The organism is Faecalibacter sp. (genome assembly GCF_057177045.1).
On sequence record NZ_CM169987.1, the window covers coordinates 1,706,339 to 1,729,775 of the forward strand.

The following is a 23,437-nucleotide window of genomic DNA, read 5'->3' on the forward strand; positions in this document are numbered from 1 at the left end:
CAATAAACAACAATGAAAAAAATACTTGCAATATCAGTATTCGTCTTATCCACTTTATCGTTTGCTCAACAAGAAAAAATTGAAGTAACTTATACTTCACGTTTAATTTTACCAGAAGATTTTACTTTCCAACCTCCTGGTGGTGGCGGTGGACGTCAAATGCCAAAAGAAATGATGGATGAAATGAAAAAACGCATCCAAGAACCACAAGAATCCGTATTAACTATTTTCGGGGAACAATCCGTATATAAGGCCATTGAAAAAATTAGTAATGATCAACAAAGCGGTCCTGGTGGTCGTGGAGGAATGCGCATGATGCGATTCGGAGGTAATGACAACGTTTACAAAGACATTTCAACAAAATCTTATACAAAAGAAGTGAACATGATGTCGAAAACGTATACTGTAAAAGATGAGTTACCAAATTTTGATTGGAAATTAACACGAGAAACGCGTACGATTTTAGGCAATGAAGCGCGTAAAGCAACAGCTGAAAAAGATGGTAAAGTGATTACGGCTTGGTATTCGACTAAAATTCCTGCGAAAAATGGACCTGAAAATTATTGGGGATTACCTGGGTTAATTTTAGAAGTTGAATCTGAAATTGAACAAGGTCCGATTAAAGGTAAAAAAATCATTGTAATATCTAATATCAAAACTTCTAATGATAAAAAAGCGATTGAAATGCCAAAAGCGAAATCAACTATTACAGAAGCTGATTATGAAAAATTACAAAAAGAACAACGCGAACGTTTTGAACAAATGCGTAATCAAGGAGTAAATCGTAGAGATTAATCCATTCTGTTGTAAAAAATCTTCGTAATTTATTATATTTAACTAAAGTTCAATCTGATAAGACCTAAATTGGACTTTAATTTGATTATTCCTTATTGTAACTTAAAATACAACAACTATGAAAGCTCTTATTATTGTTGATATGCAAAATGATTTTATGCCGGGTGGCGCACTTGCGGTACCTGAAGGAGATTTAATTATTGATCGTATCAATGAATTACAAAATAAATTTGAGTTAATCGTCGCAACTCAAGATTGGCATCCTGCAAATCATAAAAGTTTTGCGTCTCAACACGAAGGAAAAAATCCATTTGACGTAATTGAATTAAATGGATTACAGCAAACGCTTTGGCCAGACCATTGCATTCAAGGAACACCTGGTGCTAATTTGCATCAAGATTTAAATACCAATCGTATTGAGGCTATTTTCAGAAAAGGAACTAATCCAGAAATTGATTCTTATAGCGGATTTTTTGACAATGGTCGTAAAAAAAATACAGGATTACATGGTTACTTACAAGATCGTAAAGTAGATGCTGTATATGTTTGTGGTTTAGCTGCAGATTTTTGTGTTTATTATACTGCAATGGATGCTTTATCACTTGGTTATTCAACATCGATATTAGATGCTTCTGTTAAAGCTATTGATCCTGTTAATTATATCGATTTAAAAGATAATTTTAGAGCAAAAGGTGGACAAATTTCTTCCTATATCTTGTAACGTTTTACATTAACCCACTACTAATTAATAAAATACTAAATTATGAAGAAATTATTATTCACATTTGCCTTAGGATTATTAACGACTACATTATCCATTGCACAGGACCATAAAACGCAAAATATCGAAGCAACATATGTTTGCGAAATGAAATTAGATTATGAGGAAACGATGAAAACCATTCCTCAAGCGTATCGTGCTCAAGTCGCTGATATGTTAAAAGCAGAAATTGCAAATGGTATTTACATCAATTATTTCTTAAAGAATAACGGTAAAACTTCATCTTTCCAAATTGAAGAAAAAGTTGCCAATGCTCAAAATCAATCAGGAATGATTGTACAGCAGATGATGGCTTTTGATAATAAACCAACTTATAAAGATTTCTCTGTTACTCCGCCTGTTTATTATAAAGAAGTGGATATGGGGGTAAAACAATATTTAATCAAAGATGCGGTTCCGGATTACAAATGGAAAATTACGCGCGAAAAATCGGATATAGCAGGTTATAAAGTTACAAAAGCAGAAGGTGTCATGATGGATTCTATTGCCGTGAATGCTTGGTATGCTCCTGATATTGCGGTAAAAGATGGACCAACATCATTAGCAGGTTTACCTGGATTAATTGTTAAAGCTGAATTTAAAATGAACAATGCTTTAATGATTTATACCCTTAAAGATTTAAAAATATCAGATAAAGAAATCAAACTTACACTACCTACAAAAGGAAACATCGTAACCCAAGATCAATTTATGGCAGAGATGAAAAAACTGCAAGATCAATACAAAGAAATGATGGGTGGCGGTGTGGACACCAATTAATACATAAAAATTAACCAAAATAAATGAATAAAATACTCTACTTCATCTTATTTCAGCTTACAGCTGCTATAACATTTGCGCAAGATTGTAAGTTGAAAGGTACCGTTCTTAACGAAATGGGAATCCCCGTAACCGATGCGTCGGTTTCTATTTTCGATGCTAAAAACGAAGGTAAAGGTTTTGTTTTCACGAACTCGTCTGGAGAATTTGAATTTACACTTCCTTGTAATCAACCTTACGAAATTGAAATTGAACAAAGCGGATATGAAACTCTTGTAAAAAAAATTGAATTAGACGGAAACAAAAACGAGAAATTAAAACTGGTAAAAGGAACTGAATCTATTTCGTTACAAGAAACTATTATCAAAGCGCAACAAGCCATCAAAATTAAAGGAGATACAGTTGAATATGATGCTGACTCTTTTAAAGTGGGTAATGAAGAAGTGCTAGAAGATATCTTGAAGAAACTTCCTGGAATTGAAGTTGAAAACGGTAAAGTATACCACAAAGGAAAAGAGATTACGACAATTACTGTTGGTGGACGAGAAGTTCTTGGTGGAAACACTAAACTTTTAAATAAGAATTTACCGTCTGATGCTGTTTCTAAAATTCAGTTGAATACTAAATTTAAATCCAATCCTTTTGCCTCATCTTTACAAGAAGATGAACAAGCGTCTTTGAATATTGAGTTAAAGGAAGATGCTAAAAGTCTTTTATTTGGAAATGCCACAATTGGTGGAGACTCGAAAGATCACGCCGATGCACAATTAAAAGCCTTCTATTTTAGTGAGAAAATGGATGCTACGGTGATTAACGACTTCAACACCTATGGGAAAGAAGTATTTGATCGTGAAGATTACTTCAGTTTTTTCGGTGGATTTTCTGAATTTAATGCAGAAGGGAGTATTTATTCCTTACGTGGAGGAAGTTCAGCATTAAACTTCGGTTCGAACACCAATGCTGCTGAAATGAATACGTACAATGGTGCAGCCCATTTTGGATATGAACCAAATAAAAAATTAAAATTATCGGGGTTTGGGTTAGTCAATACTAATAACATTCGATACAATTCTAAAATCGAGCGTTATTATAATACGCTAGAAACGCCATTTACAGAGGTAGATGAACAACAAAACGAAAACAAATTGATCTCTGCAATGAGCCGCTTACGTTTAGACTACCGTCCAAATGATAGAGGTGAGTTCAAATACCGTATTAATTTCAATTATACAGGAAACGAAGACGAACAAAATGTAAATCGTTTTAGAAATAATGAATCAGTAGGTTACAACACCAACTTAACGGATCGTAAGAACTTTAGTTTATCGCAATCTTTATCGTATATTCAGAAAATTGGGCGCGATCACAATATTGGTTTTTATGTACGTCACCAGTACCAAAAAGAAACACCTGATCTGTTAATGAATGCGGAAGAACCAATGTTTAATATTTTTGGAAATCTTACCAATATTGGTGGACGCTATATTTTGGGCCAAAATCAAAATTATATTACCAATACGATCCAATTATATTCTGTATATAATCACTTGATTAATAATACAACCAACTTAAAATTAAAAGTTGGAACAAATTTCTCTGTTCAAGATTTTGAGAACAAAATTTATGATCAAGGAAATTTAATAACACAAGCTGTCAATGGAGTAAATACCATTTCGAACACGGATTTTGATTACAATGAAACATTTGCAGATGCAACAATTACAAAGAAGATTGGGAAGTTTCAAGCAGATTTAGGGGCAGGCGTTTCATTTTTCAATGAAAAAGTAAATTATTATAATTCGCCAAGTGTAAAATTCAACGAAACTGAAATTTTGCCACACGCAAATTTGAGATATAACTTTAATAATGCAACATCTATTTTCTTTAACTATAACAAAGGATATAGTTTCCCTCATGCGAAAGACTTAACAGAGTCTTATACTTTACAAAGTTATCGTTCGATTTTTGCAGGAAATCAAGATTTGAGACAGGCCTTAACTCATACAAGTTCGTTAGGTTTCAATCACTTTAATTCGTTTTCTTTCTTTAATGTATTTGCTAACTTATCGTATACCCAAAGAGATCGAAGCATACAAACTGCATCTCAATTTGAACGTGTAGCTACAGATCCAAATAATCCTGATGCATTTACAATTTCTCAGATTAATACATTACTTAATTCTGAGTATGATGATAAAACCTATGCTGCGAATTTAAATGTCAGCAAACGTTTCAAAAAATGGTACAATGTACGTTTTAATGGTAATGTAAGTTATTCGGATAACTTTACGTACACGAACACGATTACTGAACCAGAATTACAAACTGTTAACAACAAAAGTTTATCTCAAAACTATACGTTAACCAATACATTTACCTTCAAAAAACGTTTAGAATTAAAAGCTGGATTAAATGCATCATTCAGTAAATTCGAATCCTTAGTTTCACAAGAATTTGAAACATGGCGTCCGTTCGGAGATGTGGCATGGTCGATTACAGATAAATTATTATTACAATCTGACTTTTCATATCGCATCCAAAATCGTGATGGTAGCAGAATCAATGAAGCGAAAGAATTAAATGCTTCGATTCGATATAATGCATTTAAGAAAACATATATTTCATTTATTGCAGGAAATATCTTAGGAAATAATGTCATTGTAAGTAACTCTTTCAACAACAACTATGTCCAAACCAGTACAACTGATGTGTTAGGAAGATACTTTATTGTGAATTTGAGATATAAATTCTAATCCCATATTGAAAAATTGTAAAAGAGGCTTTATAGCCTCTTTTTTTATTTGTACCTTTAGGCATATCACTTTATATGAAGTTCACCACCATTAAATTATCCCTTATTATCTTTACGCTGTTATTATTCAAAAGAATACTTTTCCCGGAATGGGAATTTCAAAAAGTTGATTTTAATTCGATCGAATTCATTGTAATGATTCTCACGTTATTGTTTTCATTCTACTATTGGATAAAAGTGTCAACCAAAAATATTGCTTTAAAAAAAGCTACAGGTATATTATCATTGTTCTTATGTTTGGTCGTGATGTATCAAAAAATTCCTACCAAAAATACTCCGCTCCAAAGGATAGAAATTAGTGAAAACGAAGAATTATTAATCGAACAATTGGACCCTTCGAGATGTATTGGTTCTGTTAAACATTGTATCGATTCTATAAAGATTACGAAATATCATATTTTTCAAAAAAGAGAATCTTTGATCCCATAAAAAAAGCCACTCGATCGAGTGGCTTTAATATTTTATTTGATGTTATTTTTCTTGACCCATTCACGGTATTTGTCGGCATTCTTTTTATGCTCTTCAAATGTTTTGGCAAAACTGTGATACCCTGGACGATCAGGATCTGCAGCAAAATAGATAAAATCATGATCTGCTGGATTCAAAACAGCGTCGATCATTTGTACATTTGGTAAACAAATCGGCGCTGGTGGTAAACCTTTATTACGATAGGTATTATACGCATTATGCGACCATGTTAATTTTTTATAGACACGTTGTACCTTCTGATCAAATCCATTTTCTAATTTATGGGCATAAATTGAAGTTGGATCAGCCTCTAGACGCATATCAATGGCTAAACGATTTAAATATGCTTTAGCTACAGCTTTTTGATCCTCTTCGTGATCAGATGATTCTAATTGAACAATAGACGCTAACGTTGTCACCTCAAGTGGTGTCATATTCATCGCTTTGGCCTTTGCTAAACGATCAGTATTCCATACTTTATTGTATTGAGATTCCATACGCTCCATAAATTTCTCTGGAGTCAATGACCAATACACAAAATACGTTTCTGGAATAAAATATTGTTTTACAGTTTCTGCATTCAATGCAGTATCTTTTTCAGCAGCCCATTCCATAACATAATTAGCTAAAGCTGCTGAATCCACATTAACTTGTCGTGAAACTGAACCAATCATATGGTATAATGTAGGTTCGTTCTTAATGCGTAATTTAACCTCCTCTTGTTCTCCACCTTGCAAACGATCGATAATAGAACTACTACTATCATCTGCTAAAATCTTATATTTTCCAGGTTTAATTGTTGATGGATAATCTGCTGATTCGGCAAACTTCTTGAATTCATCTACATTTTTCAAATAAGGTTTTAATGAATCTAATACTTGTTCGAAATTAGCTCCACGAGGAATATATACAAAACCGTCTTTGGTTGCATTTCCTTTAAAACCTTTGATAAAATCACAACTTGTCAGCATTAAAACTGACAGCATTGCGAATAAATATAACTTTTTTGTCATCGTTAAATTTCAATTTCGCCTTCGAAAACTCTTACTGCTGGCCCATTAAGCCATACATTTTCAAAGGTATTATTTTTTTCATCAAAATTAACGGATAATTTTCCACCTAAAGCTTCAATTTTAATATCCGAATCTTTTACAAAACCTCTGACATATGATGCAATAGCAGCAGCCGTAATTCCTGTACCACATGCTAATGTTTCATCTTCTACTCCCCGCTCGTATGTTCTTATTTTCAGTGTTTTGTTCGGTAACACTTCTACAAAATTCACATTCGATCCTGCCTCAAAGTAAGGAGACCCATTTCTGATTTTCTTTCCTAAATTGTACACATCGACATCTGCTACATTTTTTACAAATTCAACGTGATGAGGCGAACCTGTATTCATAAACAAATATCGATCATGATCTTCTACTTCTTGTACATCAATCATCTGTAAACGAATCGTATCGCCATCCACAACAGCATGGTGTAACCCGTCTATGGCATTAAATGTCATTTTTTCATCTGTCACTTGTAAATCATGTGCAAAACGAACAATACAACGACCACCATTACCACACATGGTACTTTCATTTCCATCTGAATTAAAGTAAACCATTCTAAAATCTGATTCTGCATCATTTTCTAACAGAATTAATCCATCTCCACCAATTCCGAAATTACGATCACAAATTTTGGCAATTGTTTCTGTTTTTACTGGAAAACCACCTTCTCTATTATCGATCATCACAAAATCATTACCAGCTCCTTGATATTTATAGAATTTAATTTTCATGTTTCATTAAATTTTCTACAAAATAAATGATTTTTTATCACTCTTAAGTATTGTTTAAATGTTTTGACAAAATTGTTAAATGTGAGTTAAAGGGGTTGTAAATGTTAAAATTTTGGTCTTAAATTTGAATAAGACATAAATAAACAAACTCAATTAATTATTACGGAAATGAAAAAATATACAAATTACATGTTGGTCGGACTTATGAGTTCTGTAACAACATTAGGTGGGTTTTACTTATTACAAGATAAAATTGAAAACCCTTTAGTGACTAGTGCATCGTCACAGCAAAATGGAGACTTTGAATTTGTTGATTATAAAGGAAATTACGGATATACTGCACCAAGCTTTGTTGAAGCTGCCAATAAATCGGTTAACACAGTTGTTGCGATTAATAACTATCAAACGCAAACACAAAGACAGCGTCAGATGGATCCATTTGATTTCTTTTTTGGTTTCCCTGAGCAGAGACAACAACAAAGAAGTCAAGAAAACCAGCCAGCAGGATCAGGTTCTGGGGTAATTATTTCTCCTGATGGTTATATTGTTACAAATAACCACGTGATAAAAGGGGCAAATAAAATCGAAGTTAAATTAAATAATCAAAAAACATATACAGCGGATTTAATTGGTTCTGATCCTAGTACAGATATTGCCCTTTTAAAAATCGAAGATAAAGGCTTACCATACATTAAATTTGTTGATTCTGATGTGATTAATGTAGGTGATTGGGTGTTAGCTGTTGGTAATCCATTTGGTTTAAATTCTACAGTTACTGCAGGTATTATTTCTGCAAAAGGTAGAAGTATTAACATCTTAAGACAAAACTCTGACTCACCTATCGAATCATTTATTCAAACGGATGCTGCCATTAACCCAGGTAACTCGGGAGGAGCTTTAGTCAATGCGAATGGAGATTTAATCGGTATTAATACTGCGATTTCTTCACCAACTGGTTCTTATGCTGGATATGGATTTGCCGTTCCATCGAATTTAGTGAAGAAAGTTGTAGAAGATATTAAAAAGTATGGACTAGTCCAAAGAGGGTATTTAGGTATTCAAGGATTTGATTTATCTGATGCTCAAGCGGTGAGACAATATAATCAGCAAGAGAAAAAGAACATCAAAACAGATAAAGGTGTAATGGTCACAAGTGTTGTTCCAAAAGGTTCTGCAATTGAAGCTGGTATTCAAGAAGGTGACATCATTACAAAAATTGATGGTAAAACAATAAATAATTTCTCTAACTTATCTTTCCAAGTTGGAAGTAAACGTCCTGGAGATAAAGTTGAAGTAACAGTCTTACGTGATGGTAAAGAAAGAAATTATACTTTGGTGTTAAAGGATGCAAAAGGTAATTCATCTACAAGAAGTAAAGCGGATTTAACAGCTTTAGAAATCTTAGGAGCAGATTTTGAACCATTAACAGAAAGACAAAAAGATAGCTTTGGAATTAACTATGGTGTTATGGTAAAAAACATTGAACCTAATGGTAAATTAGCTGGAGCTGGAGTACAAGAAGAATTTATTTTATTATCCATCAATGATAAAGAAGTATCATCTAAAAATGATATTGAAAAAATTCTTAAAAATCACAAAGGTCGTGTAAACATTAAGTTTGCTGATTTCTATGGAAGAATCTATACGAAAGGATTTACATTAGAATAAGTCGTATTCGTACATTATAGTCGATTTAAAATAAGAGTCGGGCATTTGACAAAACATGTCATTTGTCCGATTTTTTAATTTACTCACCTCACTTCATCTATTAGAGCTTATTATTTCTTATTTTTACACCATGAAAAGAATATTATCCTTACTTCTTATCTTGTTATCTTTTGTGACTTACGCACAACAAAAAACAACCCCATATTTTGTGATTAACGCGGGATACGAATATTGGAATGGAAATTATGGACGTGTGGGCGCTGATTTATACTTAGTGCAATACAATGACAACATTATATCTGTTAATGCGAATGTTAATTTAGGATACATGAGAGATCAATTCAGAGCAATTCCCGAAGTGGGTGTTGGATATCTCTTCAATTTTCAGAATAATTTGGGTGATCCATATAGTAGCAATATGAATTCTGCTTTTTACGTTCTACGTGTTGATGCTTCACCATGGACCATTACACCAAAAGCAGGAATTGCAGTCTTAAGCTTATTGGAATTAAATGCAGGGTATGCTTTCGAATTTCGAGAAAATAAAAATTTCAAAGCTATGGATGGGTTTAGATTAGGATTCACCTTACATCTTCCTACCCAACTTTTTTAGAAGCCTTATAGGCTTTTTTTATGGTTTTTAAGCGCGAATATAATTCCGAAGTGGATTCGTTTTCATCAATAGTATGAACTAAAGGAGCGCCTTTCTCAACATAAAAGAACATTGCGCTTTCGTTATCGACAATTTTAAAAGCGTTTGTAATACCATTAATTTTATTTTCAACCCAAGAAATTTTACATTTATCCATTGAAAATGAATGCGTTTCATTACCTAAAATATCTTCAAAAAGAATTTCATTTTCATGGACATATAAAACACCACTTCCTTGAAATGTTTTCATTTTAAGAAATCGTCCTTCAGGTCGACCAATATTGTATCGCACCACCCATTTATTTTTTATATGAGTAGGAAGGGATTTATACAATTCTAACGCACTTTTTTCTCTGACTTTAGCATCTGATATCGCTACCATAAAAAAGATCCCACAGAAAAGAATAAAAACTGCAAAAATGATAAAGATTGATATGAATGCTCCCATGGCTAGTAATATTAGTTATCTAAAGGTATAAAAAAAACCTTTGAAATAAATCAAAGGTTTTTAAATTTTATTTATGAAGAAGTTTTAGATTGATGTATTGATATCAAACGCTTCTAAATATTCTGCTACACGTTTTACAAACATACCTCCTAATGCTCCATCTACGACACGATGGTCATAAGCATGAGATAAATACATTTTGTGACGAATTCCTATGACATCACCAGTTGGCGTTTCAATAACTGCAGGTTTTTTCACAATTGCACCCACAGCTAAAATAGCCACTTGAGGTTGTGGAATGATTGGTGTTCCTAAAACATTTCCAAATGTACCAATATTCGTGATTGTATAAGTACCACCTTGGATATCCGTTGGTTTTAATTTATTATTACGAGCTCTTACCGCTAAATCATTCACTTGTTTCGCTAATCCTGCCAGATTAAATTGATCCGCATTTTTAATGACTGGTACAATTAAATTTCCTGATGGTAAAGCTGCAGCCATTCCTACATTAATATTTTTCTTTTTGATAATGTTATCTCCATCAACAGATACATTAATCATTGGAAAATCTTGAATTGCTTTAGTAACTGCTTCGATAAAAATTGGCATATAAGTGATTTTCTCACCATGTTTCTTTTCGAATTCCTTTTTATTTTTTTCTCTCCAAAGTACAATGTTTGTCACATCTACTTCTACAAAAGAGGTTACGTGTGGAGCAACTTGTTTCGCTTGTACCATATTTTGCGCAATAATTTTACGCATACGATCCATCTCAATAATTTCATCATCACCAGATGGAATTGTTACAGGCGCTGCAGGAGGCGTTGCTACTACAGGTTTTATCGATTCAGTTATTACAGGTTGTGGTAATGTACCATTTGCCTTTTGATCGATGTATTTTTTTATATCATCTTTGGTTACTCTTCCATTAGCACCAGTACCCTGAATTGAATCCAACTCGGATGCGGATATACCTTCTTCAGAAGCGATCGAACGAACTAAAGGAGAGTAAAATTTATCTGATTTGTATTGATCATTTGTAGCTGTCTGAGCTACAACTTTAATTTCTTTTTCAATTTGTTGAGCAACTTCTTTAATTTCTTGAGCAGGGTCTTCATGCGTTGATTCAACACTTTCTTGTTGGTCAACATTTCCTGATACAGTTAGAATAGCGATAGGTTCACCAACTTTAGCAATTCCATCGACAGGAATAAGTATTTCTTTCAAAATTCCCGCTACTGGAGATGGAACATCAGAATCGACCTTATCTGTTGCAATTTCTACTACAGATTCATCTTCTGCAATTGCATCACCAATATTTTTTATCCAATTGGTTACTGTAGCTTCCATTACACCTTCTCCCATAGAAGGTAAAATTAATTTATAGTCAGACATTATAGTGATTTTTGCTTGTCCTACAAATCTAATCAAAATTTTGAATGATTGAACACATCCAGTTAATTTTCAGGGGAATTAATTTTAAATTATCATCAGTTAATTAGAATTAAATTATTAATTCAATAAAATTAAACCTTAAAAATGGGATGATCTTTAAGAATATGATAATTAAGCACAAAAAAAACCGCTGGATAAATCCAGCGGTTTCAAATTTTATTTAAAGCTAATATTAAGCTTCGTAGTTTGCAGTTCCGTTTTGTTGAGGTTGTTTAATCTCACCAAAATTTTTCTCGAAAGTAGCTACGTTTTCAGCTAAAGAAGAAGCTAATTGTTTTGCTTGTAAAGGAGATAAAATGATACGAGATTTTACGCTTGGTCTAGCACCTGGCATAAATTGTACGAAATCTACAACGAACTCAGATGGTGAGTGGTTGATGATTGCTCCTGTTGCATAAACTCCTTGAGCTACTAATTCGTTTAACTCAATGTTTAATCCTTCGTTTTGTTGATTTTCTGACATTATAATTCTTGTTTTGCGTTTATTAATTCTTCGTATTCACGATTAGATCCTACGATAATGTTTTGGTATTCTTTAAGACCTGTACCAGCTGGAATTAAGTGACCAACAATTACATTCTCTTTCAATCCATTTAAACTATCTACTTTACCAGCAACTGCAGCTTCATTTAAAACCTTAGTTGTTTCCTGGAACGATGCAGCAGACATGAATGATTTCGTCTGTAACGATGCTCTTGTAATACCTTGTAAAACTGCTTCAGCTGTTGCTGGCATAGCTTCACGCGCTGTTACTAAGTTTTTATCTTCACGTTTTAACTTAGAGTTTTCATCACGTAACTCACGTGCAGTGATGATTTGTCCTGGTTTTAATACGTCAGAATCACCAGCATCTTCAACTACCTTCATACCAAATAAACGATCGTTTTCTGCCATGAAGTCGTCTTTATGCTCTAAACTATCTTCTAAGAAACGAGAATCTCCTGAGTCAACAATTCGAACTTTACGTAACATTTGACGTACGATAATTTCGAAGTGTTTGTCATCAATTTTTACCCCTTGTAAACGGTATACATCTTGAATTTCGTTTACTAAGTATTCTTGAACTGCAGTAGGTCCTTTGATCTTTAAGATATCTTCTGGTGTAATAGCTCCATCAGATAATGGCTCACCCGCACGGATAAAGTCATTTTCTTGAACTAAAATCTGAGCTGATAATTTTACTAAGTAACGACGGATTTCACCATTTTTAGATTCAACGATGATCTCACGGTTACCACGTTTAATTTTACCAAATGTTACAACACCATCCATCTCACAAACTACAGCTGGATTTGATGGATTACGAGCTTCTAATAACTCTGTGATACGAGGTAAACCTCCGGTAATATCCCCTGTCTTAGCAGACTTACGTGGGATCTTAACTAAAACTTTACCAGCTTTAATTTTATCACCATCGTTAACCATTAAGTGGGCACCTACTGGTAAATTGTATGTTTTCTCCTCTCCATCAGATGTTATAACACGTAACGCAGGAACTAACTTTTTATTACGAGATTCAGAAATTACTTTTTCTTGGAAACCAGTTTGCTCATCGATTTCAATTTGGAAAGTAACCCCTTGCTCTAATTGTTCGTATTCAATACGTCCAGTTGACTCAGCAACAATTACCCCATTATAAGGGTCCCAGTTACCGATCTCTTGACCTTTTTGAACTCTTGCTCCGTTTTCAACTAATAAGATTGTACCGTAAGCGATATTAGTTGTTTGACGTACATTACCTGCATCATCAATTAATTTCATTTCTGTTGAACGAGAAACAACAATATCTACGATGTTACCTTCTTCTGTTTCAGACTTAACTGTACGTAAATCATCAAACTCTAAGATACCATCTACTTTCGCTAATAATGAGTTTTGCTCAGAAACGTTTCCGGCAGTACCACCAACGTGGAACGTACGTAATGTTAACTGTGTACCTGGCTCACCAATTGATTGTGCAGCAACTACACCAACAGATTCACCACGTTGAACTAATTTACCAGTTGCTAAATTACGTCCGTAACATTTCGCACAAATACCAGTTTTAGCCTCACAAGTTAATGGAGAACGTACATCAACTGCTTCGATACCAGCATTTTCAATTGCTTCTGCAATTTCTTCTGTAATCATGCTTCCTGATGCAACGATTAACTCACCATTATCTGGGTTGTAAACGTCATTTAAAGAAGTACGTCCTAAGATACGATCAGAAATTCTTTCGATAATTTCTTCTTTTTTCTTAAGTGCTGTTACTTCTAATCCTCTTAAAGTACCACAGTTTTCAGACATGACAATAACGTCTTGTGCAACGTCAACTAAACGACGAGTTAAGTACCCGGCATCGGCTGTTTTTAAGGCTGTATCGGCAAGACCTTTACGCGCCCCGTGCGAAGAAATAAAGTACTCTAAGATCGATAATCCCTCACGGAAGTTTGAGATAATCGGGTTTTCAATGATGTCCCCTCCTGAAGAACCAGCTTTCTGAGGTTTCGCCATTAATCCACGCATACCAGATAACTGACGGATCTGCTCTTTCGAACCACGAGCTCCAGAATCAAGCATCATGAATACAGAGTTAAATCCTTGTTGGTCTTCTGTCATACGTTTCATTACAATTTCAGTTAAAGTTGCGTTTGTTGTTGTCCAAACATCAATTACCTGGTTGTAACGTTCGTTATTTGTAATAAGACCCATATTATAGTTCATCTTAATGTTCTCTACTTGAGAGATGGCATTAGAGATAAGGTCTTTCTTTTGTTCAGGGATTAAGATATCTCCTAATGAGAATGATAAACCACCTTCAAAGGCATTACGGTATCCTAACGATTTCATATCGTCTAAGAAGTTTGCCGTTGTAGGGAAATCTGTAATCTTAATAATATTATTGATAATCGTACGTAACGATTTTTTCGTTAATACCTCATTAACAAAACCTACTTGTTTAGGTACGATTTGGTTAAATAACACACGTCCTACAGAAGTTTCTATAATTTGATTTTCGATTAATTCATCTCCTTTACGAATAGTCGTCTTAACTTTAATCGGTGCATTTAAATCTACAGCCTTTTCATTGTAAGCGATTTGTACCTCTTCGTCAGAATAGAATGTTAATCCTTCACCTTTTACTTTAACTTCGTCAGTTGAGTAACGGATCTTTGTCATGTAGTAAAGACCAAGTACCATATCCTGAGAAGGGACAGTAATAGGAGAACCATTTGCAGGATTTAAGATATTTTGAGAAGCTAACATTAATAATTGTGCTTCTAAAATAGCCTCTGGTCCTAATGGTAAGTGAACGGCCATCTGGTCACCATCGAAATCGGCATTGAAGGCAGTACACACTAATGGGTGTAAACGAATCGCTTTACCTTCGATTAATTTCGGTTGGAATGCTTGGATACCTAAACGGTGTAACGTAGGGGCACGGTTTAATAAAACTGGGTGTCCTTTAATTACATTTTCTAAAATATCCCAAACAACTGGCTCTTTTCTATCGATAATTTTCTTAGCTGACTTAACTGTCTTAACGATTCCACGCTCGATTAATTTACGAACAACGAATGGTTTGTACAATTCAGCAGCCATATCTTTAGGTAAACCACATTCGTGTAATTTTAAAGTCGGTCCAACAACAATTACAGAACGAGCAGAATAATCTACACGTTTCCCTAATAAGTTTTGACGGAAACGACCTTGCTTACCTTTTAATGAGTCAGATAATGATTTTAACGGACGGTTACCATCGGCTTTAACAGCAGATGCTTTACGTGTATTATCAAATAATGAATCAACGGCCTCTTGTAACATACGTTTTTCATTACGTAAGATTACCTCTGGCGCTTTGATTTCCATTAATCGTTTTAAACGATTGTTACGGATAATAACACGACGGTATAAATCATTTAAATCTGATGTTGCAAAACGACCACCATCTAATGGAACTAATGGACGTAATTCTGGTGGAATAACCGGAATAACGCGCATTACCATCCATTCAGGACGGTTTACGTGGTGCATATTTGATTCACGTAACGACTCAACAACTTGTAAACGTTTTAACGCTTCAGTACGACGTTGTTTAGAAGTCTCGTGGTGTGCTTTGTGTCTAAGCTCATAAGATAATTCATCAAGATTAACTCGAGATAATAAATCTTCTAAAGCTTCAGCTCCCATTTTCGCTACGAACTTGTTAGGATCTGTATCTTCTAAATATTGATTTTCAATCGGAAGAGTTTCTAAAATATCTAAGTACTCTTCTTCAGATAAGAAATCTAGTTTATTTAATTCTTCACCTTCTGGCCCTTTAGCAATACCTGGTTGGATTACAACATATCTTTCATAGTAAATTACCATGTCTAATTTCTTAGATGGTAATCCTAAGATGTAACCAATTTTATTAGGAAGTGAACGGAAATACCAAATGTGTGCAATTGGAACAACTAAATTGATGTGTCCAATACGCTCACGACGAACTTTCTTTTCAGTAACTTCAACCCCACAACGGTCACAAACAATACCTTTATAACGGATTCTTTTATATTTTCCGCAGGCACATTCGTAATCTTTAACAGGTCCAAAGATACGCTCACAGAATAACCCGTCACGCTCTGGTTTGTGCGTTCTATAGTTAATCGTCTCAGGTTTTAAAACTTCACCTTTAGATTCTTGAAGAATCGATTCTGGAGAAGCTAACCCAATACGAATTTTTGAGAATTGACTTGTTTTGTTTTTTGTTGACATATAGAAATGTATCTAACAATTATATTATAGTAACGAAAATGGAGAATAATAGGTTACCCTATTATTCTTCCAAGTTTATGTCTAATCCAAGACCTTGTAACTCATGTAACAATACGTTAAATGATTCTGGAATACCAGGTTCTGGCATTGGTTCTCCTTTTACGATTGCTTCGTAAGTTTTAGCACGTCCGATAACGTCATCCGATTTAACCGTTAAGATTTCACGTAAGATATTAGCAGCACCGAATGCTTCTAATGCCCAAACCTCCATCTCTCCGAAACGCTGACCTCCGAATTGTGCTTTACCTCCTAATGGTTGCTGAGTAATTAAAGAGTATGGTCCGATAGAACGCGCGTGCATTTTATCATCTACCATGTGTCCTAATTTCAACATGTAAATTACACCAACAGTTGCTTTTTGAGCAAAACGCTCACCTGTATTACCATCGTATAAGTACGTTGTACCGAAACGTGGTAATCCAGCTTCTTCCGTTAATTCGTCAATTTGTTCAGCTGTAGCACCATCGAAAATTGGTGTTGCGAACTTACGACCTAACTTCATACCTGCCCAACCTAATACCGTTTCATAAATCTGACCGATATTCATACGAGAAGGTACCCCTAATGGGTTAAGTACGATATTTACAGGAGTTCCGTCTTCTAAGAAAGGCATATCTTCGTCACGAACGATACGAGCAACAATACCTTTGTTACCGTGACGTCCGGCCATTTTATCCCCTACTCTTAATTTACGTTTCTTAGCAATATAGATTTTCGCTAATTTAACGATACCTGCAGGTAATTCATCCCCAACAGAAATTGTGAAACGCTCACGGTTTAATGCACCTTGTAAGTCGTTGTACTTAATTTTATAGTTGTGTAATAATTCTTTTACTAATTCATTCTTATCCTCATCAGTTGTCCACATAGTTTCAACACCTGTTAAGTTTAAGAATTCCTCAACGCTAGATAAGATTTTTTGAGTGTATTTAACGCCTTTTTTGATTACTTCTTCATTTAAGTCGTTATAAACACCTTGAGATGTTTTACCGTTTAATAATACATAAAGTTTTTCTAATAAAACTTCTCTTAATTCATTGAACTTAACATCGTATTCAGCTTCGATGCTGTCAATGATTGCCTTATCTTGAGAACGCTTACGTTTATCTTTGATACTACGTGAGAATAATTTTTTATCGATAACAACACCACGTAATGATGGAGAAGCTTTTAATGAAGCATCTTTTACATCGCCAGCTTTGTCACCAAAGATCGCACGTAATAATTTTTCCTCTGGAGTTGGATCTGATTCTCCTTTTGGAGTAATCTTACCAATTAAAATATCACCAGGTTTAACTTCAGCACCGATACGGATCATACCGTTTTCATCCAAGTCTTTCGTAGCTTCTTCAGAAACGTTAGGGATATCAGAAGTTAATTCCTCCATTCCTAATTTTGTATCACGTACATCTAATGAATACTCATCAATGTGGATAGAAGTAAACCAGTCTTCACGAACTGCTTTTTCAGAGATTACAATGGCATCCTCGAAGTTGTACCCTTGCCAAGGCATGAAGGCAACAACCATGTTACGACCAATTGCTAATTCTCCGTTTTCTGTCGCATAACCTTCAGATAAAACTTGACCTTTTACTACACGATCACCAACTTTAACGATTGGTTTTAATGTAATAGTAGTACCTTGATTCGTTTTACGGAACTTCGTTAAATTATAAGTTTTTTCAGCAATATCAAAACTTACTAATTCTTCATCTTCCGAACGATCATATTTAACTACAATCTTGTTTGCATCTACATAAGTTACGATACCATCACGCTCTGCATTATTTAAGATACGAGAATCTTTAGCTACTTGCTTTTCTAATCCTGTACCAACAATTGGAGCTTGAGGTTGTAATAATGGAACAGCCTGACGCATCATGTTAGATCCCATTAACGCACGGTTGGCATCATCGTGCTCTAAGAATGGAATTAATGAAGCAGAAATCGAAGCAATCTGATTTGGAGCTACGTCCATTAAATGTACATCGTTTGGCTCAACTACTGGGTAATCACTGTCTTCACGAGCAGTAACACGCTCAGTTAAGATTTCTCCATTATCACCGATATTAACATTCGCTTGAGCAATAACTTTTCCTTCTTCTTCCTCAGCTGATAAATAGATTGGTTCAGACTCTAAGTCTACAACTCCATTTTCTACTGTATGGTAAGGTGTTTCAATGAAACCTAAGTTATTTACTTTAGCAAATACACATAAAGACGAAATTAAACCAATGTTTGGCCCCTCTGGTGTTTCGATTGGACATAAACGACCATAGTGTGTATGGTGAACGTCACGTACCTCGAATCCAGCTCTCTCACGAGATAAACCACCTGGTCCTAATGCCGATAAACGACGTTTGTGTGTAATCTCAGATAATGGGTTTGTTTGGTCCATGAACTGAGATAACTGGTTTGTACCAAAGAAAGAGTTGATAACAGATGATAATGTTTTAGCATTGATCAAATCAATTGGCGTAAACACTTCATTGTCACGAACATTCATTCTTTCGCGGATTGTTCTAGCCATACGAGCTAAACCAACACCAAATTGAGAAGCCATTTGCTCACCAACTGTACGAACACGACGGTTTGATAAGTGGTCGATATCATCCACCTCTGCTTTAGAGTTGATTAATTCGATCAAGTATTTAATGATAGAGATAATATCTTCTTTCGTTAATACTTGGATATCTTCCGAAATATTTAAACCTAATTTTTTATTTAATCGATAACGACCTACCTCACCTAATGAGTAACGTTGATCAGAGAAGAATAATTTCTCAATGATTCCACGTGCTGTTTCCTCATCTGGTGGCTCAGCGTTACGTAATTGTCTATAGATATACTCTACTGCTTCTTTTTCAGTATTAGTAGGGTCTTTCTGTAAAGTATTGTGGATAATACTATAATCTGCAGAATTAATATCCTCCTTGTGTAATAAGATTGTTTTAACCTGAGAATCTACGATTTGATCAATGTGATCTTTTTCGATGATTGTCTCACGATCTAAAATAATCTCATTACGCTCAATAGATACTACTTCACCAGTATCTTCATCTACGAAATCTTCATGCCATGTATTTAAAACACGAGCTGCTAACTTACGTCCGATTGCTTTCTTTAAGTTTGCTTTGTTGACTTTTACTTCTTCAGCTAAGTCGAAAATCTCTAAGATATCCTTATCTCTTTCGTAACCAATTGCACGTAATAAAGTCGTAAGAGGTAACTTTTTCTTACGATCGATATAGGCGTACATTACGCTATTGATGTCAGTTGCAAATTCAATCCAAGAACCTTTAAAAGGAATAATACGAGAAGAATATAATTTCGTACCGTTTGCGTGGAAAGATTGACCGAAGAATACACCAGGAGAACGGTGTAATTGAGATACAATAACACGTTCAGCACCATTGATGATAAACGAACCTGAAGGAGACATATAAGGAATAGTTCCTAAATATACGTCTTGTACAACAGTTTCGAAATCTTCGTGTTCTTCGTCTGTACAGTATAGTTTTAGACGCGCTTTTAACGGCACGCTGTAAGTTAATCCTCTTTCAATACACTCATCGATTGTGTAACGAGGTGGATCTACGAAGTAGTCCAAAAATTCTAAAACAAACTGATTTCGAGTATCCGTAATTGGGAAATTCTCAGCAAATGTTCTATAAAGACCTTCGTTAGAGCGTTGGTCAGGTCTTGTTTCCAATTGGAAAAAATCTTCGAAAGATTTAATCTGAATGTCAAGGAAATCAGGGAACTGAGCTACTGCTTTAGCAGATGAAAAACTCAATCTTTGCTTGTTCTCAGTCGAGTTGTTTGTTGTTGCTTTAGTGGCCAATTTCGAATGAATTTTGGTTTATAAAATGACTTTATGCGTAAAAAGGTTAAGACCTTTCACTAGCTGTGAAGGCCCTAACCTATATCTTGTTGGAAGTAAAATTACTTTAATTCAACTACTGCACCAGCTTCTTCAAGCTGTTTCTTTAAAGCTTCAGCTTCATCTTTAGAAACTGCTTCTTTAACTACTGCTGGAGTAGAATCAACTAAATCTTTAGCTTCTTTTAATCCTTTTCCAGTTAATTCTTTAACTAATTTAACTACACCTAATTTAGATGCACCAGCATCTTTTAAGATTACGTCGAATTCTGATTGCTCTTCAGCAGCTTCTCCAGCTCCACCAGCAGCAACAACTACTGCAGCAGCAGCAGGCTCGATTCCGTACTCGTCTTTTAAGATTGTAGATAATTCGTTAACTTCTAAAACTGTTAAGTTTACTAACTCTTCAGCTAATTTTTTTAAATCTGCCATTGTTTTGTTTTTTTTTGTTTTACAACTTTATTTATAATATGAGTGCGTCTTATTCAGCTGCTGTTTCTTCTGTAGCTTCAGCAGTAGATGCATTTTCTTTGTTCTCTAATTGAGAAACAACTGTCTTGATTGGAGACTGAAGTAACATAATAATATCTGCGATTAATTCTTCACGAGATTTTAATGCTACTAATTGAGGTAATTTATCATCACCAACATATACATTATCTTCAATCCATGCACCTTTTAAGATTGGCTTCTCAGCCTTTTTTCTAAAAGTATCGATTACTTTAGCAGGAGCGTTTCCTACTTCAGCAGTCATGATTGCAGTATTCCCTTTTAAAGATCCATAAAGCTCTTCGAAGTTTTTATCTTCTACACGCTCCATAGCTTTCTTTAATAAAGTGTTTTTTACAACGCGTAAAGAAACATTGCTTTTGAAGCAAGCTCTTCTTAATTCAGTAGAATTAACAGCGTTTAAACCTTCGATATCTGCTAAATAAATGATTTTTGAAGAATTTAATACACCTTGTAATTCTTCGATCATTGCTGCTTTATCTTGTTTTGTCATTGCCATAGTCTACTAATATTAAGCGTTTACACTTTTTGGATCAACTGGAACACCTACTGATTGAGTAGTAGAAAGCGTGATGCTTTTTACGTAAGTACCTTTTGCAGCAGTTGGTTTTAATTTAATTAAAGTTTGAACTAATTCGTTCGCGTTATCTTTAATTTTATCAGCATCGAAAGATACTTTACCAATACCTGCGTGGATGATTCCGTAACGGTCTACTTTAAAATCAATTTTACCTGCTTTTACTTCAGCAACTGCTTTACCAACTTCTAAAGTAACTGTACCAGATTTAGGGTTAGGCATTAAACCACGTGGTCCTAAGATACGTCCTAATGGTCCTAATTTACCCATTACAGCTGGCATAGTAACGATAACGTCAACATCTGTCCAACCTTCTTTGATTTTTTGTAAGTACTCGTCTAATCCAACATAATCAGCACCTGCAGCTTTTGCTTCTGCTTCTTTATCTGGAGTAACTAAAGCTAAAACTTTAGTATCTTTTCCTGTTCCGTGAGGTAAAGAAACTACACCACGTACCATTTGATTTGCTTTCTTAGGATCTACTCCTAAACGAACAGCGATATCTACTGATGCGTCAAACTTTGCGTAGTTAACTTCTTTTACTAATGAAGATGCTTCTTCGATTGAGTATAATTTGTTTTTATCTACTTTAGCTTGCGCTTCTTTTTGTCTTTTTGTCAACTTTGCCATGTCTAAATTATTTTAAAATTATTCTGGAGCTTGACCACCTTTTACAGTTATCCCCATAGAACGTGCAGTTCCAGCAATCATTTTCATTGCAGACTCAACTGTAAAACAGTTCATATCTGCTAATTTATCTTCAGCAATAGCTTTAACTTGATCCCAAGTGACAGTACCAACTTTTTGACGGTTAGGAACACCTGAAGCCTTTTTTAATTTCGCAGCTTCCATTAACTGAACAGCAGCTGGAGGAGTTTTGATTACGAAATCAAATGATTTATCTTGGAACACAGTAATAACAACAGGTAATACTTGACCTTGTTTATCTTGTGTACGTCCATTAAATTGTTTACAAAACTCCATAATGTTAACTCCGGCAGCACCTAAAGCAGGTCCTACTGGTGGCGAAGGGTTTGCTTGCCCTCCTTTAACTTGAAGTTTTACAACTTTTTCAATTTTTTTTGCCATTTTTTTTATCTTAAAATTAAGCGTTATGTGGAAGCAGCCTAAATTTATTCTACTTTAATAATTTGTGAGGAAATCGTGATTAAGCGATTTTCTCTACTTGATTGAAGTTTAACTCTAAAGGTGTTTTACGTCCGAAGATTAAAACCATTACCTCTAATTTACGTTTGTCTTCAATAATTTTTTCAACAGTACCATTGAAACCATTGAAAGCACCATCGATAACTTTAACAGTTTCTCCGATAGCGTATTGAGCCATGTAAGTATTATCTACATTAACGGCTAATTCATCCGCAATACCTAACATACGGTTTACTTCTGATTGACGCATCGGCACAGGATCACCACCTTTAGTTGCACTTAAGAAACTAATAACTCCAGAGATATTCTTAATCACGTGAGGCACCTCCCCTTGAAGAGCTGCTTCAATCATTACATATCCAGGAAAGTGTACTTTCTCCTTTTGATATTTTTTACCGTTTCTAGTTTGAATCACTTTTTCCATAGGAACAACAATTTGTCCTATATAATCATTCAAATTTTGGTACTGAATTTCTCTTTCAATATAATCTTTAACTTTTAACTCTTGACCAGCTACAGTTTTGATTACATACCATTTTTTATCACTCATGATTCTTTAATTACTGAACGGGAAATTTGTATAAACAATTAAAATATGCTGTAAATTACATTAAGCACTGAAGCAAAAGATGAATCTACCGCATACAAAAATATAGCTAACAAAGCTGTAGCTATTGTAACAATTATAGTATCTTGTTGTAGCTTAGAGAATGTTGGCCATGTCACATTATCTTTAAACTCGATAAAAGATTCTTTAATGTAATTTACGATTTTCATATCGTTGTGAAATTAGCACGGGCACAAGGATTCGAACCCTGATCAACGGTTTTGGAGACCGCTATTCTACCATTGAACTATGCCCGTAGAA

Annotated in this window: 19 protein-coding genes and 1 tRNA gene; 6 read left to right on the top strand and 14 right to left on the bottom strand. The window is 34.5% G+C overall.

The annotated features are described in order from the left end of the window. Positions 1-12 precede the first annotated feature (12 nt). The 4 genes from AC1QSP_RS07980 (at position 13) to AC1QSP_RS07995 (ending at position 5,088) form a co-directional block, all read left to right on the top strand. Positions 13-795 carry a GLPGLI family protein gene (locus tag AC1QSP_RS07980; RefSeq protein ID WP_484078253.1) on the top strand — a complete coding sequence of 261 codons (783 nt, stop codon included), beginning with the start codon at positions 13-15 and terminating at the stop codon, positions 793-795. A gap of 118 nt (positions 796-913) precedes the next feature. After that, on the top strand, positions 914-1,516 hold the full coding sequence (gene pncA / locus AC1QSP_RS07985) for a bifunctional nicotinamidase/pyrazinamidase (RefSeq protein WP_484078254.1): 603 nt from the start codon (positions 914-916) through the stop codon (positions 1,514-1,516). Positions 1,517-1,558: 42 nt separating this feature from the next. Beyond that, positions 1,559-2,335 (top strand): GLPGLI family protein, encoded by a 777-nt coding sequence (locus AC1QSP_RS07990; protein WP_484078255.1) that lies wholly within the window; start codon positions 1,559-1,561, stop codon positions 2,333-2,335. 23 nt (positions 2,336-2,358) lie between these two features. Continuing rightward, positions 2,359-5,088 carry a carboxypeptidase regulatory-like domain-containing protein gene (locus tag AC1QSP_RS07995; protein ID WP_484078256.1) on the top strand — a complete coding sequence of 910 codons (2,730 nt, stop codon included), beginning with the start codon at positions 2,359-2,361 and terminating at the stop codon, positions 5,086-5,088. Between the two features lie 520 nt (positions 5,089-5,608). Here the strand turns inward: AC1QSP_RS07995 and mltG are convergent. Beyond that, a complete protein-coding gene (gene mltG, locus AC1QSP_RS08000) occupies positions 5,609-6,628 on the bottom strand; it encodes an endolytic transglycosylase MltG (protein ID WP_484078257.1) in 1,020 nt (339 codons plus the stop codon). A 2-nt stretch (positions 6,629-6,630) separates the two neighbouring features. Next, the gene (gene dapF / locus AC1QSP_RS08005) at positions 6,631-7,407 is read right to left on the bottom strand and encodes a diaminopimelate epimerase (RefSeq protein WP_484078258.1); all 777 of its coding nucleotides are present in this window, start codon (positions 7,405-7,407) and stop codon (positions 6,631-6,633) included. 168 nt (positions 7,408-7,575) lie between these two features. Here dapF and AC1QSP_RS08010 point away from each other — a divergent pair, with 168 nt between their 5' ends. Both AC1QSP_RS08010 and AC1QSP_RS08015 read left to right on the top strand, forming a co-directional pair. Further along, a complete protein-coding gene (locus AC1QSP_RS08010) occupies positions 7,576-9,075 on the top strand; it encodes a Do family serine endopeptidase (RefSeq protein WP_484078259.1) in 1,500 nt (499 codons plus the stop codon). A 130-nt stretch (positions 9,076-9,205) separates the two neighbouring features. Beyond that, the gene (locus tag AC1QSP_RS08015) at positions 9,206-9,688 is read left to right on the top strand and encodes a hypothetical protein (protein ID WP_484078260.1); all 483 of its coding nucleotides are present in this window, start codon (positions 9,206-9,208) and stop codon (positions 9,686-9,688) included. On the opposite strand, the gene AC1QSP_RS08020 is transcribed toward AC1QSP_RS08015, so the two are convergent. The 12 genes from AC1QSP_RS08020 to AC1QSP_RS08075 all read right to left on the bottom strand — a co-directional run bounded on the left by AC1QSP_RS08020 (position 9,672) and on the right by AC1QSP_RS08075 (position 23,433). Next, on the bottom strand, positions 9,672-10,175 hold the full coding sequence (locus AC1QSP_RS08020) for a hypothetical protein (protein ID WP_484078261.1): 504 nt from the start codon (positions 10,173-10,175) through the stop codon (positions 9,672-9,674). The genes AC1QSP_RS08015 and AC1QSP_RS08020 overlap by 17 nt on opposite strands. Before the next feature lie 84 nt (positions 10,176-10,259). Then, positions 10,260-11,573, bottom strand: a complete 1,314-nt coding sequence (locus AC1QSP_RS08025; protein WP_484078262.1) for a dihydrolipoamide acetyltransferase family protein — start codon at positions 11,571-11,573, stop codon at positions 10,260-10,262. A 232-nt stretch (positions 11,574-11,805) separates the two neighbouring features. Then, the gene (locus tag AC1QSP_RS08030) at positions 11,806-12,096 is read right to left on the bottom strand and encodes a DUF3467 domain-containing protein (RefSeq protein ID WP_322971803.1); all 291 of its coding nucleotides are present in this window, start codon (positions 12,094-12,096) and stop codon (positions 11,806-11,808) included. After that, positions 12,096-16,373 (bottom strand): DNA-directed RNA polymerase subunit beta', encoded by a 4,278-nt coding sequence (rpoC, locus tag AC1QSP_RS08035; protein WP_484078263.1) that lies wholly within the window; start codon positions 16,371-16,373, stop codon positions 12,096-12,098. Before rpoC ends, AC1QSP_RS08030 begins: the two co-directional genes overlap by 1 nt. Before the next feature lie 61 nt (positions 16,374-16,434). After that, complete coding sequence (gene rpoB / locus AC1QSP_RS08040; protein WP_484078264.1) at positions 16,435-20,277, bottom strand: DNA-directed RNA polymerase subunit beta; 3,843 nt, start codon at positions 20,275-20,277, stop codon at positions 16,435-16,437. 101 nt (positions 20,278-20,378) lie between these two features. Beyond that, entirely contained in the window at positions 20,379-20,747 is a 369-nt protein-coding gene (gene rplL, locus AC1QSP_RS08045) for a 50S ribosomal protein L7/L12 (protein ID WP_484078265.1), read from the bottom strand. Between the two features lie 49 nt (positions 20,748-20,796). Further along, positions 20,797-21,318 carry a 50S ribosomal protein L10 gene (gene rplJ, locus AC1QSP_RS08050; RefSeq protein ID WP_484080396.1) on the bottom strand — a complete coding sequence of 174 codons (522 nt, stop codon included), beginning with the start codon at positions 21,316-21,318 and terminating at the stop codon, positions 20,797-20,799. A gap of 18 nt (positions 21,319-21,336) precedes the next feature. Beyond that, positions 21,337-22,032: a 50S ribosomal protein L1 gene (gene rplA / locus AC1QSP_RS08055; protein ID WP_322971798.1), complete on the bottom strand. Its 696-nt coding sequence runs from the start codon at positions 22,030-22,032 to the stop codon at positions 21,337-21,339. An 18-nt stretch (positions 22,033-22,050) separates the two neighbouring features. Next, positions 22,051-22,491, bottom strand: coding sequence for a 50S ribosomal protein L11 (gene rplK, locus AC1QSP_RS08060; RefSeq protein ID WP_322971797.1), 441 nt, complete (start codon positions 22,489-22,491; stop codon positions 22,051-22,053). A 79-nt stretch (positions 22,492-22,570) separates the two neighbouring features. Further along, the gene (gene nusG, locus AC1QSP_RS08065) at positions 22,571-23,119 is read right to left on the bottom strand and encodes a transcription termination/antitermination protein NusG (protein WP_322971796.1); all 549 of its coding nucleotides are present in this window, start codon (positions 23,117-23,119) and stop codon (positions 22,571-22,573) included. A gap of 38 nt (positions 23,120-23,157) precedes the next feature. Beyond that, on the bottom strand, positions 23,158-23,346 hold the full coding sequence (gene secE / locus AC1QSP_RS08070) for a preprotein translocase subunit SecE (RefSeq protein ID WP_484078266.1): 189 nt from the start codon (positions 23,344-23,346) through the stop codon (positions 23,158-23,160). A gap of 16 nt (positions 23,347-23,362) precedes the next feature. Continuing rightward, positions 23,363-23,433: transfer RNA gene (locus tag AC1QSP_RS08075), tRNA-Trp, on the bottom strand. Positions 23,434-23,437: the final 4 nt, after the last annotated feature.

What these genes read in the sequence shown, in the direction of transcription:
- rpoC (WP_484078263.1), bottom strand. Translation starts at nt 16,373, where the DNA reads ATGTCAACAAAAAACAAAACAAGTCAATTCTCAAAAATTCGTATTGGG.
- dapF (WP_484078258.1), bottom strand. Translation starts at nt 7,407, where the DNA reads ATGAAAATTAAATTCTATAAATATCAAGGAGCTGGTAATGATTTTGTG.
- rplJ (WP_484080396.1), bottom strand. Translation starts at nt 21,318, where the DNA reads ATGACAAAACAAGATAAAGCAGCAATGATCGAAGAATTACAAGGTGTA.
- rplL (WP_484078265.1), bottom strand. Translation starts at nt 20,747, where the DNA reads ATGGCAGATTTAAAAAAATTAGCTGAAGAGTTAGTAAACTTAACAGTT.
- secE (WP_484078266.1), bottom strand. Translation starts at nt 23,346, where the DNA reads ATGAAAATCGTAAATTACATTAAAGAATCTTTTATCGAGTTTAAAGAT.
- AC1QSP_RS07990 (WP_484078255.1), top strand. Translation starts at nt 1,559, where the DNA reads ATGAAGAAATTATTATTCACATTTGCCTTAGGATTATTAACGACTACA.
- pncA (WP_484078254.1), top strand. Translation starts at nt 914, where the DNA reads ATGAAAGCTCTTATTATTGTTGATATGCAAAATGATTTTATGCCGGGT.
- AC1QSP_RS07995 (WP_484078256.1), top strand. Translation starts at nt 2,359, where the DNA reads ATGAATAAAATACTCTACTTCATCTTATTTCAGCTTACAGCTGCTATA.
- mltG (WP_484078257.1), bottom strand. Translation starts at nt 6,628, where the DNA reads ATGACAAAAAAGTTATATTTATTCGCAATGCTGTCAGTTTTAATGCTG.
- AC1QSP_RS08010 (WP_484078259.1), top strand. Translation starts at nt 7,576, where the DNA reads ATGAAAAAATATACAAATTACATGTTGGTCGGACTTATGAGTTCTGTA.
- rplK (WP_322971797.1), bottom strand. Translation starts at nt 22,491, where the DNA reads ATGGCAAAAAAAATTGAAAAAGTTGTAAAACTTCAAGTTAAAGGAGGG.
- AC1QSP_RS08030 (WP_322971803.1), bottom strand. Translation starts at nt 12,096, where the DNA reads ATGTCAGAAAATCAACAAAACGAAGGATTAAACATTGAGTTAAACGAA.
- nusG (WP_322971796.1), bottom strand. Translation starts at nt 23,119, where the DNA reads ATGAGTGATAAAAAATGGTATGTAATCAAAACTGTAGCTGGTCAAGAG.
- AC1QSP_RS08025 (WP_484078262.1), bottom strand. Translation starts at nt 11,573, where the DNA reads ATGTCTGACTATAAATTAATTTTACCTTCTATGGGAGAAGGTGTAATG.
- AC1QSP_RS07980 (WP_484078253.1), top strand. Translation starts at nt 13, where the DNA reads ATGAAAAAAATACTTGCAATATCAGTATTCGTCTTATCCACTTTATCG.
- AC1QSP_RS08015 (WP_484078260.1), top strand. Translation starts at nt 9,206, where the DNA reads ATGAAAAGAATATTATCCTTACTTCTTATCTTGTTATCTTTTGTGACT.
- AC1QSP_RS08020 (WP_484078261.1), bottom strand. Translation starts at nt 10,175, where the DNA reads ATGGGAGCATTCATATCAATCTTTATCATTTTTGCAGTTTTTATTCTT.
- rplA (WP_322971798.1), bottom strand. Translation starts at nt 22,032, where the DNA reads ATGGCAAAGTTGACAAAAAGACAAAAAGAAGCGCAAGCTAAAGTAGAT.